Source organism: Dictyobacter sp. Z7_2, assembly GCF_057551105.1.
The window spans coordinates 1,122,706-1,148,591 of the sequence record NZ_BAAJPE010000001.1 but is presented as its reverse complement, the minus strand read 5'-3'; the positions used below and the strand labels follow the sequence as shown (position 1 = coordinate 1,148,591).

At 52.0% G+C, this 25,886-nt stretch carries 23 protein-coding genes; 10 read left to right on the top strand and 13 right to left on the bottom strand.

Annotation, left to right across the window (positions count from 1 at the left end):
- Window positions 1-51: 51 nt before the first annotated feature.
- The 3 genes from AC27N8_RS04310 to AC27N8_RS04300 all read left to right on the top strand — a co-directional run bounded on the left by AC27N8_RS04310 (window position 52) and on the right by AC27N8_RS04300 (window position 5,065).
- Window positions 52-3,171, top strand: a complete 3,120-nt coding sequence (locus tag AC27N8_RS04310; RefSeq protein ID WP_487064306.1) for an FHA domain-containing protein — start codon at window positions 52-54, stop codon at window positions 3,169-3,171.
- Between the two features lie 84 nt (window positions 3,172-3,255).
- The gene (locus tag AC27N8_RS04305; RefSeq protein ID WP_487064304.1) at window positions 3,256-4,227 is read left to right on the top strand and encodes a catalase family peroxidase; all 972 of its coding nucleotides are present in this window, start codon (window positions 3,256-3,258) and stop codon (window positions 4,225-4,227) included.
- Between the two features lie 316 nt (window positions 4,228-4,543).
- On the top strand, window positions 4,544-5,065 hold the full coding sequence (locus tag AC27N8_RS04300; RefSeq protein ID WP_487064302.1) for a DinB family protein: 522 nt from the start codon (window positions 4,544-4,546) through the stop codon (window positions 5,063-5,065).
- Window positions 5,066-5,113: 48 nt separating this feature from the next.
- Here AC27N8_RS04300 and AC27N8_RS04295 read toward each other — a convergent pair whose 3' ends face one another.
- The 3 genes from AC27N8_RS04295 to AC27N8_RS04285 all read right to left on the bottom strand — a co-directional run bounded on the left by AC27N8_RS04295 (window position 5,114) and on the right by AC27N8_RS04285 (window position 7,569).
- Window positions 5,114-5,902, bottom strand: coding sequence for a DUF6585 family protein (locus tag AC27N8_RS04295; RefSeq protein WP_487064300.1), 789 nt, complete (start codon window positions 5,900-5,902; stop codon window positions 5,114-5,116).
- Between the two features lie 219 nt (window positions 5,903-6,121).
- Window positions 6,122-7,342: an MFS transporter gene (locus AC27N8_RS04290; RefSeq protein ID WP_487064298.1), complete on the bottom strand. Its 1,221-nt coding sequence runs from the start codon at window positions 7,340-7,342 to the stop codon at window positions 6,122-6,124.
- A 104-nt stretch (window positions 7,343-7,446) separates the two neighbouring features.
- A complete protein-coding gene (locus tag AC27N8_RS04285) occupies window positions 7,447-7,569 on the bottom strand; it encodes a hypothetical protein (protein WP_487064296.1) in 123 nt (40 codons plus the stop codon).
- Between the two features lie 274 nt (window positions 7,570-7,843).
- On the opposite strand from AC27N8_RS04285, the gene AC27N8_RS04280 reads away from it, so the two are divergent.
- Window positions 7,844-8,626 (top strand): SDR family oxidoreductase, encoded by a 783-nt coding sequence (locus AC27N8_RS04280; RefSeq protein ID WP_487064294.1) that lies wholly within the window; start codon window positions 7,844-7,846, stop codon window positions 8,624-8,626.
- A 228-nt stretch (window positions 8,627-8,854) separates the two neighbouring features.
- Here the strand turns inward: AC27N8_RS04280 and AC27N8_RS04275 are convergent, their stop codons facing one another.
- Both AC27N8_RS04275 and AC27N8_RS04270 read right to left on the bottom strand, forming a co-directional pair.
- Window positions 8,855-9,904, bottom strand: a complete 1,050-nt coding sequence (locus AC27N8_RS04275; protein WP_487064292.1) for a chemotaxis protein CheB — start codon at window positions 9,902-9,904, stop codon at window positions 8,855-8,857.
- 141 nt (window positions 9,905-10,045) lie between these two features.
- Entirely contained in the window at window positions 10,046-10,708 is a 663-nt protein-coding gene (locus AC27N8_RS04270; protein ID WP_487064290.1) for a TetR/AcrR family transcriptional regulator, read from the bottom strand.
- A gap of 209 nt (window positions 10,709-10,917) precedes the next feature.
- Between AC27N8_RS04270 and AC27N8_RS04265 the strand changes: the two genes are divergently transcribed.
- From AC27N8_RS04265 to AC27N8_RS04250, 4 genes are all read left to right on the top strand, one after another.
- Complete coding sequence (locus AC27N8_RS04265) at window positions 10,918-11,145, top strand: ferredoxin (protein ID WP_487064288.1); 228 nt, start codon at window positions 10,918-10,920, stop codon at window positions 11,143-11,145.
- Complete coding sequence (locus tag AC27N8_RS04260; RefSeq protein ID WP_487064286.1) at window positions 11,132-12,445, top strand: NAD(P)/FAD-dependent oxidoreductase; 1,314 nt, start codon at window positions 11,132-11,134, stop codon at window positions 12,443-12,445. Before AC27N8_RS04265 ends, AC27N8_RS04260 begins: the two co-directional genes overlap by 14 nt.
- A gap of 44 nt (window positions 12,446-12,489) precedes the next feature.
- Complete coding sequence (locus AC27N8_RS04255; RefSeq protein ID WP_487064284.1) at window positions 12,490-13,752, top strand: cytochrome P450; 1,263 nt, start codon at window positions 12,490-12,492, stop codon at window positions 13,750-13,752.
- 336 nt (window positions 13,753-14,088) lie between these two features.
- Entirely contained in the window at window positions 14,089-15,234 is a 1,146-nt protein-coding gene (locus AC27N8_RS04250; protein ID WP_487064282.1) for a glutathione-independent formaldehyde dehydrogenase, read from the top strand.
- 58 nt (window positions 15,235-15,292) lie between these two features.
- Here AC27N8_RS04250 and AC27N8_RS04245 read toward each other — a convergent pair whose 3' ends face one another.
- Both AC27N8_RS04245 and AC27N8_RS04240 read right to left on the bottom strand, forming a co-directional pair.
- The gene (locus tag AC27N8_RS04245) at window positions 15,293-16,873 is read right to left on the bottom strand and encodes a sensor histidine kinase (RefSeq protein ID WP_487064280.1); all 1,581 of its coding nucleotides are present in this window, start codon (window positions 16,871-16,873) and stop codon (window positions 15,293-15,295) included.
- Between the two features lie 4 nt (window positions 16,874-16,877).
- Entirely contained in the window at window positions 16,878-17,585 is a 708-nt protein-coding gene (locus tag AC27N8_RS04240; protein WP_487064278.1) for a response regulator transcription factor, read from the bottom strand.
- Window positions 17,586-17,684: 99 nt separating this feature from the next.
- Here AC27N8_RS04240 and AC27N8_RS04235 point away from each other — a divergent pair, with 99 nt between their 5' ends.
- Window positions 17,685-18,050 (top strand): hypothetical protein, encoded by a 366-nt coding sequence (locus AC27N8_RS04235; protein WP_487064276.1) that lies wholly within the window; start codon window positions 17,685-17,687, stop codon window positions 18,048-18,050.
- Window positions 18,051-18,130: 80 nt separating this feature from the next.
- Here AC27N8_RS04235 and AC27N8_RS04230 read toward each other — a convergent pair whose 3' ends face one another.
- The 5 genes from AC27N8_RS04230 to AC27N8_RS04210 form a co-directional block, all read right to left on the bottom strand.
- Window positions 18,131-18,556 carry a CsbD family protein gene (locus AC27N8_RS04230; protein ID WP_487064274.1) on the bottom strand — a complete coding sequence of 142 codons (426 nt, stop codon included), beginning with the start codon at window positions 18,554-18,556 and terminating at the stop codon, window positions 18,131-18,133.
- A gap of 125 nt (window positions 18,557-18,681) precedes the next feature.
- A complete protein-coding gene (locus AC27N8_RS04225) occupies window positions 18,682-19,380 on the bottom strand; it encodes a response regulator (protein ID WP_487064272.1) in 699 nt (232 codons plus the stop codon).
- Entirely contained in the window at window positions 19,377-21,113 is a 1,737-nt protein-coding gene (locus AC27N8_RS04220; RefSeq protein ID WP_487064270.1) for a sensor histidine kinase, read from the bottom strand. The genes AC27N8_RS04225 and AC27N8_RS04220 overlap by 4 nt, the downstream gene beginning before the upstream one ends.
- Window positions 21,114-21,245: 132 nt before the next feature.
- On the bottom strand, window positions 21,246-21,716 hold the full coding sequence (locus tag AC27N8_RS04215) for a hypothetical protein (protein ID WP_487064268.1): 471 nt from the start codon (window positions 21,714-21,716) through the stop codon (window positions 21,246-21,248).
- An 82-nt stretch (window positions 21,717-21,798) separates the two neighbouring features.
- Complete coding sequence (locus AC27N8_RS04210; protein WP_487064266.1) at window positions 21,799-23,784, bottom strand: APC family permease; 1,986 nt, start codon at window positions 23,782-23,784, stop codon at window positions 21,799-21,801.
- 199 nt (window positions 23,785-23,983) lie between these two features.
- On the opposite strand from AC27N8_RS04210, the gene AC27N8_RS04205 reads away from it, so the two are divergent.
- Window positions 23,984-24,247, top strand: a complete 264-nt coding sequence (locus tag AC27N8_RS04205; protein WP_487064264.1) for a hypothetical protein — start codon at window positions 23,984-23,986, stop codon at window positions 24,245-24,247.
- Between the two features lie 10 nt (window positions 24,248-24,257).
- On the opposite strand, the gene AC27N8_RS04200 is transcribed toward AC27N8_RS04205, so the two are convergent.
- Window positions 24,258-25,841, bottom strand: a complete 1,584-nt coding sequence (locus AC27N8_RS04200) for a glycoside hydrolase family 64 protein (RefSeq protein ID WP_487064262.1) — start codon at window positions 25,839-25,841, stop codon at window positions 24,258-24,260.
- Window positions 25,842-25,886: the final 45 nt, after the last annotated feature.

Below are 25,886 nucleotides of genomic sequence, written 5' to 3'. Positions count from 1 at the left end.
TTGGCTTAACTTAAGTATCCTGGTATTGGACAAAAGAGAGAAACAGGTTCTATGGATGTCACATTCCCGCGCTCGGCTTTGGCATATCTCTTCTTTCTGACAGGACCCCTGGCGGGCATCACGGTTCCTGTAACGCAGTTGGAGGTGACACTGGGTCGTCATTCCACAAATGATATTGTCTTGCATGATCCAGAAGTCTCGCGCTTTCACGCTCACCTGACGTATCGGCAGGGAGGGTGGCAGATTGAAAAACTTTCACAGACGAGCTTTGTGCATGTCAATCAATGCAGTATTGAGCGAGAGTTGCTGGTGCAGAATAGTACCGTGAGCCTGGGCAAAAATGTTTCTTTCTGTTTCTGTCTGCCACCTCCCTCAGGCTCTGCGGCCGACACCGAGGCTGCAAAAGCTCCTGAGGAGTTTACGACTGTACCTGTCGCATTTTTGCCCGCTGAGACAGATGATCAGGCTTTAGAGACCGTAGCAGCGCCTTTATCCCCTGTGCCCGGTATGGCAGAGCCGGTTGATCAGGCTTTACCGGATGTGGCGGAAGCGGTTGACCAGGATTTTGGCACGGTAGTTGTCTCTCCTGCGGCTTCGGGTATGCCATCGCTTGAAGTGATCAACACGCACGCGGGTACCCGGACGCAGTATGTGCTCGCCAAAAAAACGCTCGATATCGGTAGCGATCCCACGAACACGATTGTGATCGGGGAGCCGGGCATCGCCGATTTTCATATGCAAATTGTTCAGCAGGAGAAAAATTGGCTGTTATTGCACCCTCATCCTCTGCGCCATGACTCACGCGCCGGCTTCCTCTACGCGGGACGCAAGATCCAGGGCAATCAATCTTTTCGCAAGCTGCTGATTGAAGGGGATACCTTTCGCCTGGATACTCTTGAGGGCACGCTGATCACTTTGATCTTTCACGACGGTCGCGATGTGGTACAGGCATCATCATTGCGGATGCAGCACATTGCCCTGGTGAACGCTGAGATCACTTTTGGTCGCAGCGCGGACAACAGCGTCGTGCTGGATCATCCGCAGGTATCAGGTCATCACGCTCGCCTGGTCAGAGTGGATAACCGCTATGCGATTATCGATGTAGGAAGTACGAATCATATCTACGTGAACGGATTGCAGGTCAGTTATCAGCAACTGCAATGCGCCGATGAGATCCGTATCGGTCCCTATAAACTTGTCTTTGACGGCGTGCAGCTGACTCTCTATGACGAAAGTGGTGGGATTCGTATTGATGCGCTTGGTCTCAGGCAGGTCAGTCAGAATCAGACGGTCCTGCTGGACAACATCTCGCTGAGTATTCCTCCTCGTTCGTTTGTGGCGCTGGTCGGAGCATCCGGTGCAGGGAAATCGATGTTGCTGGATGCTCTCAACGGCCTGCGTCCGGCCCAGCAGGGAGCCGTCTTCTACAATGGACAGGATTATTATCAGAACCTGGCTGCTTTTCGGACGCAGATTGGCTATGTACCTCAGGATGAGATTATTCATCGCGACATCACAGTGGAGCGTGTCCTGCATTATACCGCCAGGCTGCGGCTGCCAAAGGATTTTACTGCGGAGCAGATCTCGCGGCGGATCGATGAGGTGCTGGATGATGTTGAGATGCAGCATCGCCGTCAGTTGCTCGTGCGCCAATTGTCGGGAGGACAGCGCAAGCGCGTTTCTATCGCTCTGGAGTTACTGGCGAAACCGAGCGTGTTCTTTCTGGATGAGCCTACTTCAGGACTCGATCCCGGTCTCGATCGCAAAATGATGGTCTTGCTGCGCAAGCTCGCGGATAAAGGTCATACCGTCGTGCTGGTCACGCACGCGACCAATAATATCAACGTCTGTGACTATGTCTGTTTTCTGGCTCCCGGTGGACATCTGGCGTACTTTGGCCCTCCCGAGCAAGCAAAAACGTATTTTGACAAGGGCGACTTCCCCGAAATTTATAGCGCCCTGGAGCCTAACGATAACGTGGATGCTGCTCCATTGGAGGTTGTCGCACAATTTCAGCGCTCGGCAACCTACCAGAAATATATCGGCGAGCCACTGAATTTAAGGCCGAAGGGCGTTCACAAGTCAGCGGCTTATCTGCGACCGAGATCCGAACCGGCTTCACAGCGTTTGATCGCATGGAGGCAATTTCTATTGCTCTCGATGCGATACATTGAACTCTTGAAGAATGATCGTGGCAACCTTGCCATCTTGCTGCTCCAGGCGCCAGTGATCGGAATATTGCTACTGGTCTTTATTCGAGGTATCGGTCCCGATGGTTTTAATCCCACGGCGGTCGTGCAATGTACATCTACAGTCGCCATTGTGGCGACGGCCGGCTTTCCCGATGTCCCGACGCCAACCAATCCTATCATTTCGCACAGCTGTCAGAGGATAGAGAATTTCTTGCTGTATACGCGAACCGGTCAGGCGTACGCGCACAAGCGAGGCGGTGCTATCAGCGCCTTGCAGGATTTTGTCGTGGTTGGTCCAGGGTATGCACCAACCATCCTTTTTATCATGGCGTTTTCGGCCGTCATGTTTGGGAGCATTAATTCTATCCGCGAGATCGTCAAAGAGGTGCCGATCTATCGGCGCGAGCGGGCTGTGAATCTGGGTATTTTCCCGTATATGGCCTCGAAGATTGCTGTACTCGGTGTCTTATGTCTGTTTCAAAGCTTTATCCTGATGCTCTGTGTCACGATTTTTGATCCCTTTGGGCAGAGCATCTTTCTCTATCCCTTTCTAGAAATATATATCACCATCGCTCTGACATCTCTGGCAGGCCTGATGATGGGTCTCACGGTGTCGGCGTTTGTCTCTAATAACGATCGCGCCATGAGCTTTCTCCCCCTGATACTGATCCCGCAAGTTGTATTTTCGGGGACCATCTTTCCTCTGACCGCCTGGTACCTGCAATATCCAGCGCTCCTCTTCCCGATCCGCTGGGCCATGGCCGCTCTGGGATCATCGGCTGGTCTGCACAGCGACAAGATTTTCAATGATCAGCTTTTCGGTAATATCGATACCTATCATGGAACCCTTTTTTCCATCTATAGTCATGCTGATGCTCTGCGTTATCTGGAATATATGTGGCTGGCTTTAGGCATCATTATTATCCTCTTCGGGATTGCCATCGTTTATGGCTTAAAGCACAAAGATAAGCGTGTGTAAGCACAGAGCCGATAGGAGGATCTCGATTTGTAGTATCATGAATAAAGGCATACGATATTGTAGAATGTAGAACAGGAGAAATATATGTCGGAATATAGCGCAGGTGAGAGCTCTCAACGTCCAGTGGATGAAATGTCGGCTACCGATGCTATCAATACAATTGAAAAGGTGACTGGTCGACACGCTGGCTATCGACGTCTGCATGCTCGCGGCGGAGTGTATCAAGGAACGTTTACGGCGAGTGGTCAGGTCAGCCATCTGACCACGGCCCGCTATCTTACCGATGCCGTGACACCTATCCTGGTGCGATTTTCAAACGGCGCAGGCAATCCCGATGATAATGATACCAGATCGGGGATACGCGGTATGGCGGTTCGCTTTCTCGTCGATGGACATGCGGATGCCGATCTGGTGGCTGCAAGTACTCCCGCGTTTCCCAGTCACAACGCGGAGGGATTTATTGAACTTATCAGTTTGTTATCCGAGGTGGGAAGCGGAAAGTATGGTCCTCAGCAGGTGCAGGCAAAGCTTGGAGCGTATATGCAGCGCTATCCAGAAAGCATCCCCTTATTTCAACGCCTCGATAAGAGTCGTCCATCTGCCAGCGCCGCAACGACACGCTATAATGGTTTGCATGCCTACCTCTTAGTCGATCCGAACGGTGTGCGCCATCCCTATCGCTATCGACTGATCCCGGATCTCGGCGAAATTGATCTGACTCCTGAAGAGGCCGCGCAACGAGATGCACATTTCTGGCTGCCGGAAATCGATCAGCGCTTAGCCTCCGGACCAATTGGATTTACGCTGGTGTTTCAAATGGCTGAGCCGGGCGATCCGACCAACGATCCCTCCAGCGTCTGGCCGGAAGAGCGTCCGCTCATCGTTGCCGGACACCTTGAAATTACCGCCCCAGCACCCGATGCCGATGCTCTGGAGCGCGAAGTATTTGATCCCACGCGCATCCCGGCAGGCATCGAGCTCTCAGACGATCCTGTGCTTCTCTTCCGCACGCAGGCATATGCTGTCTCGGCAGCAAGACGCCTCCAGGGCGAGTAACACGTACTGTAGGGTGCGCTTCATTTTTTGCAGCAAGACAATCCTGAAGCTGTCAAGCGAAGCGATGACAGTGTAGCGTCGAACGCTTGCGTGCGATGTCCCAGAAGCTCGCACGATCAGGCCCGCAACCAGCTCTCTCGTACGTTGAGTGGGACATCGCACGCAAGTGTTCGACGCTACGGGATGCGTGACGATTCAGGTAAGATTGAAGAAGTTTTGTGTCAGTTCCTCATGTTATGATACCTGTGCCACTATCCAAAGGATTAACATATTTCCTGGTTGGCGGCACGGTATTATAAGTAAGGAGGAGACAAATATGATAGAACAGACTCTTTCACTCGCCTCGTTCTATGGCGGTTGGGCTTCCTACCAGAAAAACCTGGTCGCCATGATCGCGCCACTTACCGTCGAGCAACTTGCTCTGAAGCCCTCACCGCATCACTGGACGATAGGGGAGATCGCGCAGCATGTGATTGGGAACCGTGTGTGGTGGTTCCAGGTGTGGATGGGCGAAGGGAGCCCTGAGCTTGCTCCTATTGCGCACTGGGACCCGGCGGATGTGGTGGAGCAGGCTGCACTCAGTCCAGCCGAACTGGTTGCCGGGCTTGAAGCCACCTGGCTTATGATCGCCGATGCGCTTGCTCGTTGGACTCCTGCTGATCTTGAGTATGCTTTACCCAGCCCATCACGCCTGAGCGAAGAGGAGAAAGTCATCTTTGGCACACCCACGCGACGATGGATTATCTGGCATGTGCTCGAACATGAGATCCATCATGGTGGAGAACTTTCCTTTGCGCTCGGCATGTATGGCCTGCGGGGCATCTATGGGCAGGCATGATCCTGGCTGAGATTGATGCTCTGGAGAATGGAGTAGATATGGATCTGTCTATCTTCCACGAGCCAGCCGTATCATCTCTTCGGAAATGCCTACCAGGATAGCTAAATTGGGGACCTTTCCGATCGGGATAGTCCCCACGTTCAGCATCTTGCCACTCACCGAGATGAGCACATATTGGGTGACCTCGATCTTGCGCACCTGCGACCAGGGGATAAATTTGCGCATATCGCTGATACCCTGCTGGTTGACGCTGAACGGTCCAAAGGCCAGAGTTTGTCCCGCTCGGATAGTATCCAAAGCGTCAGGAAGCTGTTCTCGCGTCACGCCCTGAACAATGGCCCTCCCCAACTCGGTGATATCTTTCGTCAAGTCATCTAATCTGGTTTGATCGCCATCTCTATGACGCAATGTGTACGTGTAAGTGTACCTGCCGCCACTCCGCTCATCTCCGCTGTGTCGAACGATGCTCTCCCAGACTTCGGCTACCTGTTGCCAGGGGAATACCTGTATCTGCTCTCCGGTGTCGACAACAATTCCGCGCTGAAAAAGGTACACACGGTGATGAAGCATCCGTATGGTTTGATATACCTTAAAGATGGCAAAGCCAAAAAGCGCAAGGGATACTCCGAACAGCACAATTCTCAGCACAAGTGCCATATCGGAGAAGAACGTGTATGTTATTAAAAGAAATACAACTCCTATGATGAAGATGATGGCCGCTTCGATGAAAGATTTAATAATCCTGGCTTTGTAGACTTTGATACATGTCCCAAGGGGCTGAGCGTTCACTGCTTGCTGCACTGGTAACGGCAACATATCCTGCGATAGCATAAGCATAAATCCGGATATTCCTTTCTCAATTATAGAAGGAAGAGTGTCTTCTTGAGAACTATTTCATTATAGCTTCTTCTTGCGGCAAAAGCTATCAAATTCACTGGAATTTCATGTGTGATGGATCATTATATAGAACATAGTGAATAGACATGAAATTCATGAGAAGCATGCACGTTTATGCAATCAGCAATCAGCAATCAGCATTCAGATGTACCTTCGTATTTATGAATGCTGCGATGGCTTTTTCATCATCCAGGGGATCAGGCCACAGAGCAGGAGCAGGCATATCCCCATGCCGAGGCCAGTTGCCATCCCTCCCTGATCTCCAAGCGAGCCAATCCACGGATTCAGGACGATGCCCGTACATGAGCCAATCAGCGAGAGGGCTGAAAGGGCTGTGGCCCGAGACTTATCCGGGAGAGCCAGGTTGAGCTGGTCATTAATCAGGGGATCGCGCCAGGATGAGCATGCCACAATGGATATGACAAGTGCTCCTGTCAAGCATGGCTGTATCGTCTGCATCAAAAGAAGATAGGCGCATGCTGGCAAAAGGCAGGAAAGAAGTAGCATCATCTTTACCCCGAGGTGGCGGAGAAACTTGTCCATGCGTGCGATCAGGAGAAATTGGAGCCCTACCGCGAGTGCCATGATCGGTCCAAACAAAACCACCGGAATATTTGCACGCACAAAATAGATCTGGTTGTACCAGAAGATAGCATTAATCAAAGTAAAGGCCGCCGAGTTGAAGACCCCTAATCCAATCAGGCGCGGCTGATGGTGTATGGATTGCCACGCGATCCATACAATCTCCCTGATCTTTGTGTGCTCCTGACTGGCGACAACGGCCTGCGAGATCTGCTGTCTGGGAATACACCACGCCGCCAGCAGCGAGCAGATCAGAGGTCCAATGCTCATGGCCACCGCCAGCGTTGGACTATACGCCCCGATAAAGCTTCCGGTCGTCAGCCCCAAAAAGAATCCTCCAGTCGAGGCTGCGCTGAGCAGCGCAAAGGCTGCGTTGCCCTGCTTCTCGCGCCATTCTGCGCTGAGACTGCTATAGAGGAGAGCACTTTCACTCCCCGATGTGCAGGCGATCGCAAAGCCGCTCAAGACATTGGCAAAGGCGAAGATCCAAAAGCCATAGAACAAGGTAAAGCATAGCAGCCCAACCAGATTAAAGATACAGCCAAGGATAATCATCTGGCGATAGCTAAAGCGATCCGCCCAGATGCTCGTCGGGACGTCAGCGATCCAGATTGCGCCCGAAAGAAAGGACTCCATGAGGAACATCGCCGTGAAATTGAGTCCACGCTGCTGCTGAAAAAGGACAATCGTCGTCGAGTAGAAAAAGATATTTGCGCAAAAGCGCGACAGGACGAGCCAGCGCACGGTTGGTAGTGCCAGCAGATCGTGTGCGGGCAGTAGACGCAAGAAAAAGCGCATACCAAAACACTCCTATCAGACAGAGATTTGGGAAAACAAAAAAGCCGCAGGAGACTGATTGACAGATCGTCCACGGCTTTCGTGTTGCGCATTGACTGGTTTTTCTAGCGTCGATACCAACTAAAAAAGGGCACAGCACGGCTATGGGCGATCTGTCGGATATCGCAGATGCGTTGTGCTCGCGCCGCCCATAGATGAGCTATCTGTTGCTGTGTCGTCTGTGCCAATGAAGTGGACCTCGTGTAGGCTCTCTATCCTTTTTAGGAAAGGGCCGGAAGAATTTTAAGACAATATAGCAGAGAATGAATGTTGAGTCAACTGCTCTACCTCTCGAATTACTACCTGGTATTCTTAATGACAAAAACGATAGAAGGGAGAGAAACGCTTAACTCATCAATAGGGATCTTGAAACTATTTTAGTGCTCCTCCGTGCCAAAAAGAGAGATGAGACGAAACGGTACTTATTTTTTTTGGGAATGTAGTAAGGAAAGGAAGTCTGTTATGGATCTGACAGGTAAAGTTGCCTTGATTACGGGGGCTGGATCGGGCATCGGCAAAGCGACGGCGATGCTTCTGGCGCAACAGGGGGCTCGTGTAGCTATCATCAGTCATACCGCCGATGAGATATCTGCGGCGGCCTCCGAGATTACTCAATCTGGGCAGGAGGCGCTGGCGCTCACGGCCGATGTATCGCAGGAAGATCAGGTGCAGAAGGCGGTTCAGCAGACCATCGATAAGTGGGGGCGTATTGATATTGTTTTTGCCAACGCTGGTATCAATGGAGTCTGGACCGCTATCGATGAGCTCTCGCTGGCGGATTGGTCTAAAACTATCGATACGAACCTGACGGGTACCTTTTTGACGATCAAGCACACCGTCCCCTATCTGAAGAAGCAGGGAGGCTCCATTGTAGTGACGGCTTCGGTGAATGGGACACGTATCTTTAGCAACACTGGCGCGACGGCCTACTCGGCGACGAAAGCGGCTCAGGTGGCGATGACGAAGATGCTGGCCGTTGAGCTGGCACCGCACAATATTCGTGTGAACGTTGTCTGTCCTGGAGCTACCGATACCGAGATTAATGACAATACGCAGCAGCAGAACGTCGATGAGATCAAGTTTCCAGTTGAGTACCCGAAAGGTCAGATTCCTCTGGGTGAAGGAAAACCCGCGACCTCTGAGCAGGTGGGAGAAATAGTCCTGTTCCTGACTTCGGATGCCGCAAGCTACATTACGGGCACCGAGATCTGGATCGATGGAGCGTCTTCGCTGATCAGAGGCTAAGAGCGTACGGATCTCCTGGTTTTGCTATGTACTATAAAAAAGGCTTCACGAAAAGTGAAGCTTTTTTTGGCTTTTTTCGTGTTAGTAGCGAGGCGAGTTGAAGAAGCTTGCCTGCATACAGTAGAAAAAGTTCATTCTCTCAACCGCACTGAGCAGAATCATCCGTGCGTGCTACTCATTGCTAATGATGGCATAGGAATAGCCTTCCAGGTGAGAGAGAATGAATTTTTATTGTTGTTGGTCGATATGAGGTCCCAGATGAGTTTCACCATGTGAGGGATCAGTTATCTCTGAAAAAATGCCACTCCGCAATACATCGGTAAGAACATCCGTATTTTGCTCAATCTCCTGGATACGTTTAGATAATGCTTTACTCCAACTGTGCTGATTGTTTTTCTGTGCCCGTTGTTGCATATACCTGGTGAGGCTGGCTTTTTCCTGAAGCGTCTTGAGGGCGGTCCACAGAGCCTCTTCGATCTTTTCTGCCTGCGCGACTTGCATACTTTGTGGTGAAAAGGCGTGTCCAATGCGGCAGCGATATTGCATCAAGGTATTGTCCTGAAATTCCCACAGGACCCCGCCACATTCTGGACAAGAAAAAGCTGAAGGAGAACCTGCCGGTTGGTTCGTATGGAAAGTTGAGCGATCCAATTTTGCCATTCCAATCTCATGGTTCAGGATAGGATCTGCTGAACGGATCTGTGAATCTGAAATATCTTCTTGTCCTATCTTGCTCAGGAACGTTCCTATGTTAGCGAGAGGAGCGCAATAATCGGCCTGTAGATATTTGAGAGCACTTTCTGGCATGCCTGGATACAGTGCATCTTTGGGGTCCTGGACGATCGCCAGTCCTTGCTGGCGTTTGATAGCAAGCAAACCAGCGGCACCATCATCGAGTGCGCCAGTCAGGATAACTCCAATAACTCGTGGACCATAAATCAGGGCGGCTGAGCGAAAGAGTGGATCGATGGCTGGACGGTGCCGATTTTCTTTGGGACCTCGCACGATACGAATAGAGTCCTGTTCTAAAAGCATATGATGATCTGGCGGCGCGATGTAAATATGTCGATGTTCAATCGGTGTCTGATCCTCAGGTTGGATTACGTCGAGTTGGCTGTTACGCTTGAGGATCTGTGGTAACAGGCTCGGAGTTTTTACCGGGATGTGCAGGACAATAAAGACTGCGGCGGGAAAATCTGAGGGGAGATGGCTGACAAGTTCTTTCAAGGCTTCCACACCACCAGCAGAGGCTCCAATGACCACGATATCGCGCTTCATACTTCATAATCTCCGTTTCATTTTTGGTTCGAGTAAAGGTGCAATACATCCAATGTGTACCTGGATAGGTTCTAGACGATTGTTTTCCTTTAGTAGATACGAGAAATAAGCATATTTCGTGTCATTATCAAGGTAAATATTTTATGCTTGTTCGGCGGCAAAAAGCGGGGTAAGGTAGGCTATGACCATGGTTTTAAGTGCGGTAAGGACGATTGTTTGTTCGTCGGCCGGAACGCTCTGGGATAGTTCGAGGAGGGTCTGGGTGACGTTGTAGAGGATGCGCAGGGTGAGGGAGCGCTCGTGGCTAGTGAGGTGGGGGACACGGCTGGCGAACAGTTCTTCCAGACGCGTGAGCAACTCTTGATGGATCTGTTGGGCCTCGGTGGCGAATTCGCTGGAGGCGCTGCCTCCTGTGAAGAATGCTTTGACTCCGCCGTGGGCTTCGTGTAAGCTGATGAGCGCATAAATCAGGCTGTCGAATGATTGGGCGAGCGGCTGAAAAAAGAAGTCGTCTGTCAGGATAGTCTGGATCATGTCACGGTACTGCTGGTGATAACGGGCAATCACGGCTTGCAGGATGGCTTTTTTGTGTGGGAAAAATTGGTAGAGTGAGCCTATCGAGGTGTGTGCATGTGTCGCAATGGCGTTCGTACTTGTGGCCTGATAGCCGATCTCGGCAAAGAGCTGTTCGGCGGCATCCAGAATCATCGTCACACGTTGTTGTCCACGCGTTTGTTGCGGTTGGCGGCGTAAAAGTGCCTCCGGGGTAGTCTGCTCTCTCTCTTGTGCCTGAACCTGATCCATAAATTTGACTCTCCTTCTTACGTCTCGTCTTATCCTGAACGCAAGATACCAGATAAAGTATAGCATAAGTTTCCAGATTGCCCTCCTTTTTTTGCATCAAAATGGCAGGAAGGATCGTATATAAACATGTCAATGTGAGCGAATCGCTCATGTTTTACCTATTGTTTAGTGCCAATTGAGTCAGACTATCCAGGAAAGGATACCGCAAGATGAGAATTTCTGTCGACCTTAACCGTTGTCAGGGGTATGGGCAATGCTGTTTCGCCGACCCAAGCGTATTTCAGTTCCATGGAGAAGAAGCCCTGGAGTTCGATCCCGCTCCAGGCGACGAACGCCGTCTGCATGTTATCAGGGCGGCGAACGCGTGTCCTGTGCAGGCCATTCATATTGGTGAGTCCTATGAAGAGCAAAAAGAGAGGCTGGATGCTCATGCGTAATGGTCATACGCTTGGGAGGCGACAAGATGAACGTATTGTCATCGTGGGCGCATCTCTCGCAGGCCTGCGGGCAGCCGAAGCGTTGCGCCGTGACGGCTTTGCAGGGACGCTGACGATTGTGGGCGATGAGAAATATCTGCCCTATGATCGTCCCCCGCTGTCGAAGCAGGTTCTGGCTGGTCGCCTGCCGGTCGAGCATACACCGCTGGCTATGCTTGAGGATGTGCAGGCGACATGGATACTTGGAGTAGCCGCTCTCGCTCTAGATGTGGAGCGGCATCACATCTCCTTGAGCACTGGTGAGCAGTTGGCATTCGATCAGTTGTTGATCGCCACGGGGACACGCGCCAGACCCTGGCCTAAGGCGCTGGGAGGCAATCTGGATGGTGTCTTTCTGATTCGGGATCGGGATGATGCGCAGCGCTTGCGCGAACGTTTGATTAACAATCCTGAGCGGGTTTTGATTGCCGGTGGAGGCTTTATCGGGTGCGAGGTGGCCAGCGTCTGTCGTGAATTGGATCTGGCGGTAACGCTGGTCGAGCGAGGACCCACACCGTTGTATGGCGCAATCGGGAGCCGTATGGGCAGTATTGTGGCTCGCTTACAGGTGGAACATGGGGTCGATCTCCGTACCATGATGACGGTCGCGGCCTTTGAGGGCGATGAAGCTGGACGCTTGCGCCGCGCCATTTTGTCCGATGGTAGTCAGCTGGATGTCGATGTGGCTGTAGTGGCTCTGGGTGCCTTGCATAATACCGAGTGGCTGCAAGGTTCGGGTTTGGTGGCCGATGAGCGTGGCGTTGTCTGTGATACCTATTGCCGTGTCCTGGATGTCCAGGGCCAGGTGGTTGAAGGCATCTTTGCCGCAGGCGATGTGGCTCGCTGGCCGCAGCATCTCTATGATGACGATCTCATCGCGGTTGAACACTGGGGGAACGCGGTCGATCAAGCTGAGAATGCGGCATATAACATGTTGAGCGCAGCGCATAGCTATCGTGCCTATAAACACATACCATCCTTCTGGTCCAGTCAATTTGGTATTAATATTAAATCGGTTGGCCTTCCCAATCTGGGTGATGAAGTTATCGTTACGCAGGGGTCGATCGAACGCTATCGCTTTGTGGCCGCCTATGGACGTCAGGGACGTGTGATTGCGGCCGTGTCTTTTGATCAGGGACGCTGGCTGGAGGCTTATAACGCGCTGATCGAGAGTCGAGCCGCGTATCCGCCACAGCTGGCGGCCGCTGATCAACCGGAGGATATGCAGTCACAAGCACCGGGCTTCCGCGTTCTGGCATAGCCGGCTTGAATGTGACGTGTAGATTGATGAAAGGATAATAAATCATGACCCAAAAGTCAAAGATAGATTTCAAGCAAATTCTGGATCATTCGCACATCGATAATCCCTATCCACTGTACGCCGAATTCCGTGAGACTCCAGTAGCGTTGCAGGAAGATGGTAGTTATCTCGTCAGTACGTATAATGAGATCGTTTCTCTGCTGCATGATCCGCGTATCAGTTCAGATATGAGTAAGTCCAATGCTTTTCAGCAGATGTGGCAGCAGGCAGAGCAGGAACGAGAACAGTTGATCGCCGAGGGCCAATCTGTCGCGGAAGAGGAAGAGTGGATGCCTTCCTTCATCTTTCAAGATCCCCCGGATCATGATCGCCTGCGCCGGATCGTGATGAGCCAGTTCACGCCGGAGCGTATCAATAGCATGGATACGCGGATCCAGCAGATCGTCAAAGAGCATCTGGATCAGCATACCCAGGGCGGACAGATCGATATTGTGGATGATCTGGCCTATCCACTGCCGGTGACGGTTATCTGTCAATTGCTGGGCGTGCCGCGTGAAGATGAAGCGCGTTTCCATGCCTGGGCAGAGCCTCTGGCGAGTGCGCTTGATCCAGGACAGATCCAGACGGAAGAGCAGCAGAAGCAAATCATGGAAGCCGGTCGGCAGATGCAAGAGTATATGGAGCAGCTGCTCCAGAAGTTGCAGGCTCATCCAGATGATGGACTGCTCTCAGGGATGATGACCGCTAACGATGTCGATGGTCCCATGTCGCCTCATGAGCTGGTAGGAACGGCTGTTCTGCTGTTGGTTGCTGGACACGAGACGACCGTCAACCTGATCACCAATGGAACCCTGGCGATGTTGCGTTCGCCTGAGCTACTGGAGCAACTACGTCAGGACCCTGAACTGGTGATTTCCTATGTTGAGGAGCTACTCCGCTATGATCCACCAGTCCACTTTCGGACGCGGACAGCGTTGGCCGACATTGAGATCGCTGGTACGACGATTCCCAGGGGCGCAACGATCATTCTGGTGCTGGCTTCTGGGAGCCATGATGCTCGACGCTTCGAGCGTTCAGAGGAGTTTATTGCGGATCGTCAAGGGAACGAGCATCTGGGCTTTGGGAGTGGTATCCACTATTGCGTAGGGGCTCCTCTGGCCCGTATTGAAGCACATATCGCGCTCGGTGAGATGAGTCGACGTCTTATTGATCCTCAACTGGCGCTCGATCCACCACCTTATAGAGATAACGCTGCTCTACGTGGTCCTCGCCATCTCCCGGTCGATTTTAAAGGATTACGAGATTAATTGATACGGTTTCCTGGCGTGAGAGAATAGGGTGTTCGCATCCTATTCTCTTGCGCTTTCTCCTCCCCTGATTGCTTGACTCCTGCTAGAAAGCCTCTGACACTTTTTCATACCGCTGTTCGTGTTGTCTGGTAGCCACTGCCTGCCTCCCTTTTTTGAAGACAGGTAGAGGTGATGCGCCCTGTGTTTCTGGCGTAAAAGGATGCTCTCACCGATGACGATCTCCTCTCTATCTCTGCCGTTGTTGAGCGTGATGAGAGGCTTGTATCTCTCTGAGGGGGAGTCTGGGTAGAAAAAGAAGATCGAACATTTAGATAGATAAAGGAGAATGATGGTATGAAGGCACTTGTATATAATGGTCCTCGTGATGTGAGCGTGCAAGATGTTCCCGATTCAAAAATTGAGCGACCTACCGACGCTGTGGTGAGGATTACAAGCACAAACATCTGCGGCTCTGATCTGCATATGTATGAAGGTCGGACCGATCTGGAAAAAGGGAGAGTGATTGGGCACGAAAACCTCGGCGAGGTAATTGAGGTCGGCAATGCGGTGGATCGGGTCAAAGTTGGCGATATGGTCTGTCTTCCTTTTAACATTGGCTGCGGCTTCTGTCAGAACTGTGAGAGAGGATTGACCGGTTTTTGTCTGACCACCAATCCCGATCCTAAGATGGCTGGCGCTGCCTACGGCTTTGCTGATATGGGACCATATAGTGGTGGGCAGTCAGAGTATCTACGGGTGCCATATGCAGATTTCAACTGTCTGGTGCTCCCCGATGATGCCAGGGAGAAGGAGAACGATTATGTCATGCTGGCCGATATCTTGCCGACTGGTTGGCATGCCACCGAACTTGCTAAGGTTAAGCCAGGCGATAGCGTGGTCATTTATGGGGCGGGGCCGGTGGGGTTGATGGCAGCTTATTCTGCCAGCATCAAGGGTGCCAGCAGAATCATGGTTGTGGATCGTCTTCATGATCGCTTAAAGCTGGCGGAATCTATCGGTGCGATTGCGATTGACGACTCAAAAGGATCACCCGTTGAACAGGTATTGGCGCTGACCAATGGGAAAGGGGCCGATAAGGGTTGCGAATGCGTCGGTTTCCAGGCACATGATACGCAAGGCCATGAGCATCCTAATATGACGCTCAACAACCTCGTGCAGTCAGTGAAGGCGACCGGAACGATCGGTGTCGTCGGCGTTTTTGCGCCACAAGATCCGGGTGGTCCCGATAAAGAAAGCCAACATGGCGAGATCACGTTTGACTATGGCACCTTCTTTATCAAAGGACAGTCGATGGGTACAGGTCAGGCCAATGTCAAAGCCTATAACCGCCAACTCTGTGAGCTCATTCACATTGGTAAGGTGAAACCATCGTTTATTGTCTCGCACAACCTGCCATTGAAAAGTGCTCCCGATGCTTACAAGCATTTTGATGCTCGTGATGATGGCTGGACGAAAGTTGTCCTTAAACCTTTAAGTTAAGGTATCAACGTGCTGTCACATATCCTAACAGGTCAGGAATGATCTACTTCCTGGCCTGTCAGGCTGTGCAAGGAGATCGTTCCATGTGGTCCGTTGTTTGCGCTACCGTTAAAAAGATAGTAAACACGCTACCCTCACCAAGTATGCTGGAGACCGTGACATGCCCTCCCATGGCCTCGATCCACTCTTTGACCATGGCCAGGCCCAGACCGGCTCCTCCATGCGTTTGATACTCTGAGGTTTGATAGAAGCGCTCCCAGATATGTCCTAATTGATCTGGAGCAATCCCCTCTCCGGTATCCTCGATGCTGACGGCAACCTGTTCTGCTCGCGTCTCGGCGCTGACAATAATCACTCCTCCGGGCGAGGTGTGCCCCAGGGCGTTGCGAATGATGTTTCTGACCGCTTGCTCCAGACGTTGCAGATCTGCGTTGACGCTGGGTAAACTGTCGGGAAGGTTGAGGGTGATTTCAACGAGGCTAGCACGCCACGCGAGTGGCGCTTCGTTTTTGATCATGGTCTGGAGTAAGGGATGAATGTCGCAGGCACTGATACGGAGTGGCAGCCGTTTTACTTCCGCTTTGGCCAGGACAAATAAGTCCTCGGTGCGCTGCTGTAGCTGTCGAACTTCGCGCTCCATCACTTTGAGGTCCTGCACGACGGCGGGCGGAGAAATCATCTGCTCGTTGTTCAGATTGCTTTCCAGATAGCCTAACAACGTGGCGATCGGCGTGCGCAACTCATGCGAGACGTTGGCGAAGAGTTCACGTCGCTCTTTGAGGAGCGAGGCCACGCGGTCGCGTTCGTATTGTAGATCTTCAATTTTTTGCTGCAAGTCGTCGGCCATGAGATTAAAGTTGGTTTGTAGTTGTGCCACTTCATCCTGTCCAACGACAGGAATGCGGCTGGCATACTTTCCTTGACTCAGATCGGTGGTGGCGGCGACCAGATCAGTGAGCTGCTTGATCGTGCGACGCGTCACGAGCTGGGAAAAGAGGATCAGCGGTGGTGCGAATATCAATAGAATCAATGTGGTTAAGCCACTCATGAAGAACAAAGTAGGGATCAAGTTGAGAAATCCCCAGGCCTGCTGGGTCGTGACACCCCATGCTTCCACACTGCACACACAGACTGCCAGGATTGCTGCGATGATTAAGATATGTGCATAGGTGATATTCCAGGCCAGCGATTGTTGCTTACGCCGATGCCAGTAGCGAAATAAACGCACCATCCAACTGATACAAAAGATCCAACCGCCATTGACGATTGCCAATATGGTAAACGAACTCACTGGCGGAGTATCGTATCTCCTGGGGATGGCAATGAATGGAATGTAATAGGGTACAAAAAAAATGACCTCAAGGAGCAGCATGAGAAGCGTGGCACCGCCGATTTGCAGGATGGTTTGTTTCTTTCTCCAGCGCCGGGTTGGTTGTACACGCAGGACAAACAAGAGGAGGCAGAGTGGATTAATGGTGTAGTTAAGCATCCATAGCAGTTGTGCGTCATAGTTGTGGGAGGGATGTGTGAGCATCTGGAAGCTGTAGCTGGCGATCCAGAGGATAACTCCTATGAGAAATGCTTCACGTAGGGCTTGAGGCCAGGTTAGTGAGAACCAGATGGCAGTGCGGCGTTTCACGTTGCTAGCTCCTCTCACGACGCAGACGGTAGCCAATGCCTCGCACAGTCTCAATCTGCTCACCGGCCGCGCCGATCTTTTTGCGCAGGCGTAGGATCGTATTATCAACCGAGCGATCACCGTCAAGATGCGCCTCATGCCAGATCGTTTGTTGTAGATACGCACGGCTAAATGTGCGCCCCGGGCTGCGTAGCAGCAAGTGCAGGACCTCAAATTCTGTCCGGCTCAAATCGAGTGGGAGTCCCTCAAGGCTCGCCATATGTGCCTGCGCGTCGAGCGTGATCGACCCATAGCTGACAATATCCGTTGCTTCGCGGCTATCGTTCTCCACTATGCCCCGGATGTATTCAAGACGTCGCTGCAAGACATGGATGCGTGCAATCAACTCGCGCAGGCTAAATGGTTTGGTCAGATAATCATCGGCTCCCAGCTCTAATCCCAGCACGCGATCAAACTCATCGCCTCTGGCTGTGAGCATCAAAACGGGCATCGCCGAATTCTGTCGCAGGCGCCGTAGCACCTCCAGGCCATCCAACTCGGGCAGCATCCAATCGAGGATCATGATATCTGGCCGCTCCTGCTGCTGGAGCTGCAAAGCCGCTAAGCCATCCGTGGCGTGCAGCACCTGATACTGGTTGGCGCGCAGTTCGCGGATAATCACCTGGGCAAGTTCAAGGGCATCCTCTACTAATAAGATAGTGGTTGTTTTCATCACACCGTCCCTCCTGTCCCTTGAACTCTAGCGTATTCTCCTCCAAAAGGCAACGTTCTGGCCGCTTTTCTTGAGCTGCGACAGAGTTGCGACAGAGCGATGACACGAACGCGACTGCCATCCAATGCTACTACTCTATCAATGGTCATCGCACCGATGGGGTTATCGGTAGTGTGCGTCCAAAACAGCTCCGGAAGGCGATGGGGTGAGACGCTCACCGACGTAGCGGCGCGGCTCCGCCGTGCTGTCACTTCCCGCACGAATACGTCCCATGTGCATCTGAAAGCAACGCAGACGAGACGATCCACGGTGGGAAGATCCCGCAATGGAACCCCATGGGGAGCGTGGTCGTACGAGTCACAGACAGCACGGCGGAGCCGCGCCGCTACGTCGGTGGGCATCACACCCTATCGCCTTCTAGAGCTATTTTGGACACACATCACCAATACCGCATCGGCGCGATGACTTTTGACAGAGTAGTTACGTTATTAAAAAGCGCCTGGATCAATACGATGATTGATCCAGGCGCTTTGTGAGAAGGGGGCTTACTTATCTGTATCCAGAGCGCCGCCAACCTTCTGTTCGGCTTCGCCAAATTTTGACTCGACGGTGCCGCCGAACTGTTTGGCCTTACCTTTGGCCTCAAGCTTAGGATTATCGGTAATCTCGCCGATCTTCTCCTCGATTTTTCCGACGATCTTGTTCAGGCCACCTTTGGCTTCATGTTCGTGGCCGTGGGCGCCTAAATTCGCGCTTTTGTTATCCAGGGTATGGTCAACTTTTTGTTCTGCGTTACCATATGTGGCCTGCGTTGCGCCGCTCGCCTGATTGACATCTCCACGAGCCTCTAGATCAGGATCGTTGCTGAACTGGCCGGCTTTTTCCTGTCCCTTGCCCAGTGCCTGATCAAATTTGCCTTTTAACGTGTCTTCTTTGCCTTGTGTGCCAAGATCTTTATCTTCGTAAGTCATAGTATACTACTCCTTTTTTATGTGAGATTGTACGGTATATTTGTTGTTTTTCTGTAATTTAACGTCTCTTCTATGTATACTCTTCAGCGTCGCAAATAGATACAAATTGCCAGTCAGTGGAAAGATTAGCCCTCGTCGTCGTTAAAGCGATAGCCCACGCCCGAGATTGTGATGAGGAAGCGAGGATGCGCCGGATCAGGCTCAATCTTGCGTCGCAGATGGCCGATATAGACGTGGAGATAATGAGATTTTTCGTCGTGGCGGGTGCCCCATACCTGAGTCAATAGCATATGTTGCGTCATGATTTTTCCACTATTCAGCACAAATACTTTGAGTAGATCATATTCAGTCGGCGTCAATTTGACCTCTTGATGGTTGACTTTGACCAGTTGTTGGGCAAAATCGATATATAATGGTCCAATTGTCATTGCCGGCTCCGTCCTTGGCTGCATGCGCGCCGAGTGGCGCAGGGCAACTCTGATCCGTGCGAGCACCTCATGGATGCCAAAGGGCTTGGAGATATAATCATCGGCACCAAGGTCGAGCGCATGGACTTTATCACGTTCCTTATTCTTGACGGAGATCACGATAATGGGAAAATCCGATTGTTCTCTCACACGTCGACAGACCTCCAGCCCACTCATGCCAGGCAAGGCCAGATCAAGCAACATCAGATCGGGAGTGCTCTGCTCAATGGCCTCTAAGGCTTGCTCTCCTCTCTCGGCAACCTGAACGTCATAGCCATGACCGGTCAGACTGCGTTGCAAGGCACGCACAATCTCTATCTCATCGTCGACAACCAGTACACGCACTTTTCGTTTCATCCCAACTCCAATTCATCTGTGTTGCCCAGGGGGAGCGTAAAGCTGAGGATAGTACCTCCACCTGCGCGTGATTCGATCCATATGCGACCTCCATGAGCTTCAATCAGCCCACGGCAGATGGCTAAACCCAGTCCTGAGCCTTGCTTCTTGTCAGACGTCTGTGTCTGTCCGAGTACGCGATAAAATTTGTCAAAGACATGCTCCCGCTCTTCTGGTGCGATGCCTGGACCTCGATCCGCAATGCTGACCAGCACGGTTTCCTTCTCTTTATCTCCGTTGTGATCGGCTCTATTGTCGTGAGGATTGCGACCGGCACCAGTCGATGGGAGATTCCGTATCTGGATACTGACATCGATGGGCGAGCCTGCTGGTGTGTGGTAAATCGCGTTTGTGAGCAGGTTTGTGACCACCTGTTCGATCAGAACAGCATCTAATTCTACCGGTGGCAACTGCTCGGGTAGAATCGTCTGTACTTCTCGTCCTGCGAGCAGCGGCTGCATCTGATCCAGTACGTCACGTACCAGGGCATCCAGTGGATACCATTCTTTTTCTGGATGGAGCGAGCCAGCTTCGATACGCGACATATCCAATAGATTCTCTACCAGCGCATTGAGCCGATCGGCTTCGCGCTCGATGGCCGTCATAAAGCCGCGCCGCGTCTCCTCATCCCAGGGAACATCCTCCTCAAGCAGGCTCGTTGCCGCCGTCTTGATCGTCGAAAGCGGCGTGCGCAGGTCATGGGAGACGGAAGAGAGGAGCGCTGAACGGAGCGCATCGGTCTGCTTGAGGACGTTGACGCGAATGCTTTGTTGTCTGAGATGTCCGCGCTCGATGACTGCGACCGCTTGTTCGAGGAAGGTTGAGAAAAATACTGCATCTGGCGTGGGATGATTGGGCTCAAGGCTCAGGATCTCGTCGATGGTCGCTCCTTGCTCGCCCGGCTCGATCTGGAGACGCAGCACTCCCAGGACCTGAAACTCTGTTTTGAGCGGTACCAGACGTACATAGCGTCTGGCTGGAGATCCATGTTTCAGGTTTTGCTCTGTATTGTCCCCATGATCGCTTACGTGCTCGTCGAGCTGAGTCCTCTCTGGAATATCCACGATCTTCGGCTGTTGCAGCAGTTGGGCTGCTGCCTCGCGTTCTTCAGAGGAGAGCATCTCCCTTTCGCTGAACTGAAATTCGCCCGCCTCGTTGGGGAGGAGCAGCCGACAGTCTTGTATCCCCCAGGGAGAAAAGATCTTGATGATAGCTTGCGCCAGGATGGTGAGCTGTCGCTCCAGATCTTCTTCGCGGTTGGTGGCTCGCACCAGATCGTAGAGGATATGCGTTTCACGTTCACGACGATTGGCTGTCTCGGCCCGTTGACGCAGCATTGACGCAAATTGGCTGGTGATGATGGCGGTGACCAGGAAGACAATCAAAGTCAGGACATCTTCAAATTTGTCTACGTTTAACGTGTAGAGAGGTGGTACAAAGAAAAAGTCGAATGAGAAGAAAGCTATAAAAGATGCCAGCAGTGCTGCGGCCAGTCCACGCAGGCTGGCGAGCGAGAGAATGGCCAGCAGATAGAGCAGGAAGCTGTCGGGGATTCTTTGGTAGAGTTGAAAAAGCCAGATGGCTCCCGACAGGAGGAAAATACTCCCCAGGGCTAATAAGCAATCAAGGAGATACCATTTCCAGGCGGCGCTCTCTTTCGGTTTGCGCATGCGTAACGGTTCTGTCTGGCTCATTTCCCCTCTTCGTCTTCTCTAAAGCTACCTCTGAGATGCTTAGCATAAAAGATAGGAGTGTGCGCTGTCAATAGCTTAAAGAGAAGAATTGAATGATTTGAGCTTTATTATCGCGTGTGGTGTGCTACCTGATCACGTGATGGTGCTCCAGCGCGTCAACTTTTGAGCGCTCTTTTTTAAGCTGAGCCAGAATGGATGGACGGGTAAATTTGTCACATAGATGGGGAAACGCAGATCTTCAAGCAGTTGTTTGACTTCTTTGGTGTCAAGCAGAACTCCTGATCCATTGCGTACAAAGAGGAAAATGCCGAGACATTCCATCTCTTGCGCAAAGGCGCGGATACTACGTACTGGATGCGTGGTATGTAGTTCCACGCGGTTGATAGGTATACCCATACGATCGGCTTTGTTTTGTGTAAACTCCAGAAAATCGGTCGATTGTTGAATATCTTCCCAGCGTATCGTGCGCTTCTCTGATCTCCCACGCGGACAAAGTAGCGATAGCAGGATCAATGTGGCCTGGCTATGATGAGCCAGGGATAGCGCATTCGTGATGGCTGCCCCATCAATCCCATGTGTAAACGGTAGTAAAAAGTAGCGCATAGCTATCTCCCGGCTATTATCAGAGGTCTACCGATCTCCTTTTCAGTTAATCAGATCTTTTTCACTCTCAAAACGCTCCTGCTCACCAATGTTTGAGGAAATGAGCGACCTTGCCGCCAGCAGTACTTTCGTAGCGAATCCGGTCCGGATTAATGTCGCCGATCTGACTCGCCGTGGCAGCTGAGAGGATCACATCACTGGGCTGGAGCATCTTCCACACACCAGAGGTCTCGGTGTTCTCGCGCTGTCGATAGACGAAGCTGCGCGAAATTTTGGCGGCTCGGGCGAGGCGTTCGGCCTTGCCAAAGGTTTCTCGTGCCGAGACATCATTGAGATAGGGATCAACGATCTCAAATTGTTGTGGCGCGTGACTTGCGTGATAATTTCCCAGATACAGGAAGATGACTGGTCTCCCATGGGTGCTGTTGATCGCCGTCTCGATGACCTTCACGTTCATGGGATCACCAGGAGTAAGCAGCGCGAGCAAAGAATCGGGCGCAAAATCTCCAAGCTGAAAGGCAGCCAGTGGTGGACGTCCACGACGCATATAGTTCACGGATGCGATACCCATACCGATCAGAGCAACCGTCCCGCCAAAGAGGGCCGATTGCGGTTTGGATACCAGGCTGATCAGCCAGGCCAGCGCGACCAATGCCGTGGTAAGTATCCCTAACCAGAAGTCGAGCCTGGTCCATAACGCGTGGACGATGTGGCGTGAGGTAGAGGAAAGGGTGCGTTTGTTGGCTGCTGGGGTTCCATTCGTCTTATGTACATTGGTGGCCGGTATCTCCTCACCGATCAAGAGCGATGCGGGCACGGCACTTGCAAAAACGTCAAGATTATTTTTGGCGACGATCGCTGATACCTGCATTTTTTTCGAGCGGGATCGTTCTCGCTGGCGAATAATATCTAATCCCAGACAGGTAATCGTGAAGGCGCCGAGCAGCCCAAAGGCGTAGAGATTTCCGAGCTCGTTGATCTGACCGTTGACAAGCAGGAGGATCGCGATAGGGATTCCGGTGGCCAGGGCGATCGACCAGTGAGGGGTATCACGGAAATGGTTTCTTTTAAGGATAAAAGAAGGGAAAAAATCCATGCGCGAGAGCGCTATAAAAACGTGATACGCTCCAATAATAGCGGTATTGCTGGCGAAGACCAGAATGAGGCTGGCACTGACTGCTACTTCGGTCTGCAAAATTGCGTTTCCCCAGTGACCACCCAGCGATGAGATGAGTTGGGTCGAGAGCTCTGTATCAGCGGCCTGCGTCGGTTGCAAGAGGGTCGAAAGTAAGGTGAGGAGAGGGCTCGTTGCTCCAATTGTGAGTACAACCAGCAAGAGCGCTACACTGATGACCTTTTTTCGCGGCTTCTTCATCACAGGAGAAAGCTGTGAAATGCTCTCCAGACCCGAAAAGGCCAGGAAAGCTCCGGCGAAGCCAATCAGGAGCGAGGTTGGTGTTAAGGTTGCGTGCCGGAAGGATGTCAGGAAGAGGGAGATGACATCGGCGAACGAGATGTGCGTAAAGACGGTCCAGAGAATGGCCAGATCGCTGGCGAAGGCGATCAGTGCGCCAATCATGCTCACTTTAGCACTCTCGCTAATGCCGATCCAGTTCAAAAAGCCGAGCAGGATCAAGACCCCAATCGTAATCCAGAGGACCGACGGCAGGACTGCTGGCACGACGACTCCGAAGTACTGGATCGCCGAGAGGCAACTGATCGCAGCCGTCAGAAAGTAACTTACGAGGATCAGCATGCCTCCGAGTGCGCCAGCCCACGAACTGATCGCCTGAGCGGCTACCGAGACCACACCGCCACCTTCAGGGAAGCGCTGACTGACCTCCGCGTACTTGAGCGTCAGCAGCACGAAGACGATCATGGTCAGGAGCACAAAAAAACCAGCAAGAGCACCAACCGAGCTGTAGAGGATACCCGGCACATAATAAATGGATGAGCCAATATCGGCAAAGACAACTGCCCAGCAGAGCAGTGGGCCAAGGCTGACTTTTCCATGCTCATGACTTTGAGCAGGCAAGGACACGTCGCGCGTGGACGCTATCTGTTTCATACAAACTCCTCGTTATGGAGGCACGTCGTTCCTCCATCGCAACGAACATTACAGTGATATCGGCTCGAAAGGGAGTTTTACTGATCAACAGTGTAGCATATTTCTAAAAATTATGTCAAAAAAGCGCTCATATTTCTAAAAATTAGCTAAAAATAATCAGGCCATTTATAAATATAGCCTCAAAATGCTCCAGGCGTCAATGCTCACCGACGTAGCGGCGCGGCTCCGCCGTGCTGTCTGTGACTCGTATGATGCGGCTGGGATGCGTCTATCAATGGGACCCCATGGGCAACGTGGTCGTACGAGTCACAGACAGCACGGCGGAGCCGCGCCGCTACGTCGGGAGCTTGATCTCTTTGGGGGTGATGATTCCTTATTTAAACAGTATTGGACGCCAGCGTACGACGCTGCTTTGAGAATGAGAACTTGCCAACAGACGTTGGCAAGTTCTCAGGTGGCTTGAGGAGGGGATTTTACCAGCCGATGCCGATGGTCAGGCTGGTGGGCGGATTGGCGTTCGGCAGAATTTCAACCGAGCTCTGATTATTGACGTCGTCGTAAGGGAAGCCGTAGGCTTTGCTATTGATGCTGACTTGATGCCAGAACATCGCATAATCATTGTGTACAGAATTTGTGTAGTAGGCGGAGGGTGTGCCCCAGGTGGCGGTGTTTTGAGCGACTCCTCGGTTAAAGGCGGCGCAGAGATTGGAGCCGAGTTGTAATTCCTGGGAGGTCATGCCTGGCCATGCCAGAGAATTGACACATCCCAGTACGTCGCTACTGGTGGGTTTGTTCAGGACATAGGAGCCGGAGCCATTGACGGTGAACTGTAGTTGTCCATTGACTACTTTTCCGGCGAAGGTTGAACCTCCAGTTGTCAGATTAAAGGTATTGGTCGTGTAGTAGCTCCATGTCTGGTCGATATATGACTGCATGTAATTAGCCTGACTCCCACCAGGGGCGAAGATTGACGATGACTTCGGCGCCAGGATGCGATAGGTGGAGGAGAGCGGGGTGAAGGCTGAACCGACGGCTGTGGCGTACCTTGAGTAGACCTGTGCTCTGGAGAGCGTGATGCCAACCGTCTGATCGTATCCGCTAGAGGTCTGCTGCAGGCGTGCCGTCATCGGAAATCCAAACATATCGACCTGCGTTGGATTGCCTCCAAACGCGGTGACACCGTATTGATAGGTAAGCTCGTACCAATCGAAGTACGTGCTGGCGTTGGGATCGCTGGCATTGTTGATATCTGGTCCGCCCCAGCCACTGTTGTCAGATGCGATCGGGATATACATCGGTGCTCCGAGAGAGATGTACATGCGGGCTCCTGAGAAGACTGTGGGCATGGTGATAGTGCTTACTTGCGCCATGGTGAAGGCCATGTTGGCGTAGTTGACACCGTTTTTGGTGAGATGATTCGATGCGTTTGCGTCTAAGTGGTTGATGTGGGTGAATGTGCCGTTGGGCAGTAGATATGACCACTGACCAGGTGTCACCTGTCCTAAAACCATGATATAAATCTGGCTATTGGTCCACGTTCCACCGGTGTTATTTTGTAAGATGAGAGGGAATGTGCCAGCACCACCGGTGTTTCCACCACCGGTAGATGTAGGAGTCGGTGTGGGAGAGGACGCTCCAAAGGAGTAGCTATATGATCCGGTGTCGTATTGTAGTCCACTTTGCTGGTATGTGAATGAGTAAGCGATCACGTTGCCTGTACTCAGGCCACCGATAGTATACTCCCAACGGGCCGTGCCGCTGTTGTAGGTCATATTCAGGTTTTGTTGATTGGCACCGTTCACCGTATAATGCAGGATCACGTAGCCAGCGGTCCAGCCGCCGGGCTGGAACCAGATTTGAGCCTGCGTAGAGCTGGTTGCACTGGCTCCCTGTGTAAATGTGCTGGTTGCTGCGTGCGCTTCCTGACTCAATCCCGGTGAGAAAAATGCCAGTACAGAGCACAAAGCTAGCAGAGCGGAGCAGGCGAGCAGGACGATGCGTTTGCGCCAGGAAAACTTGCGCGAATGTGAGGTGGTGCGTACATCATGTTTATTCATAGATAGGAACTCCCTTTCCTGAGCGAAAAAAGTAGTGCTATCTGG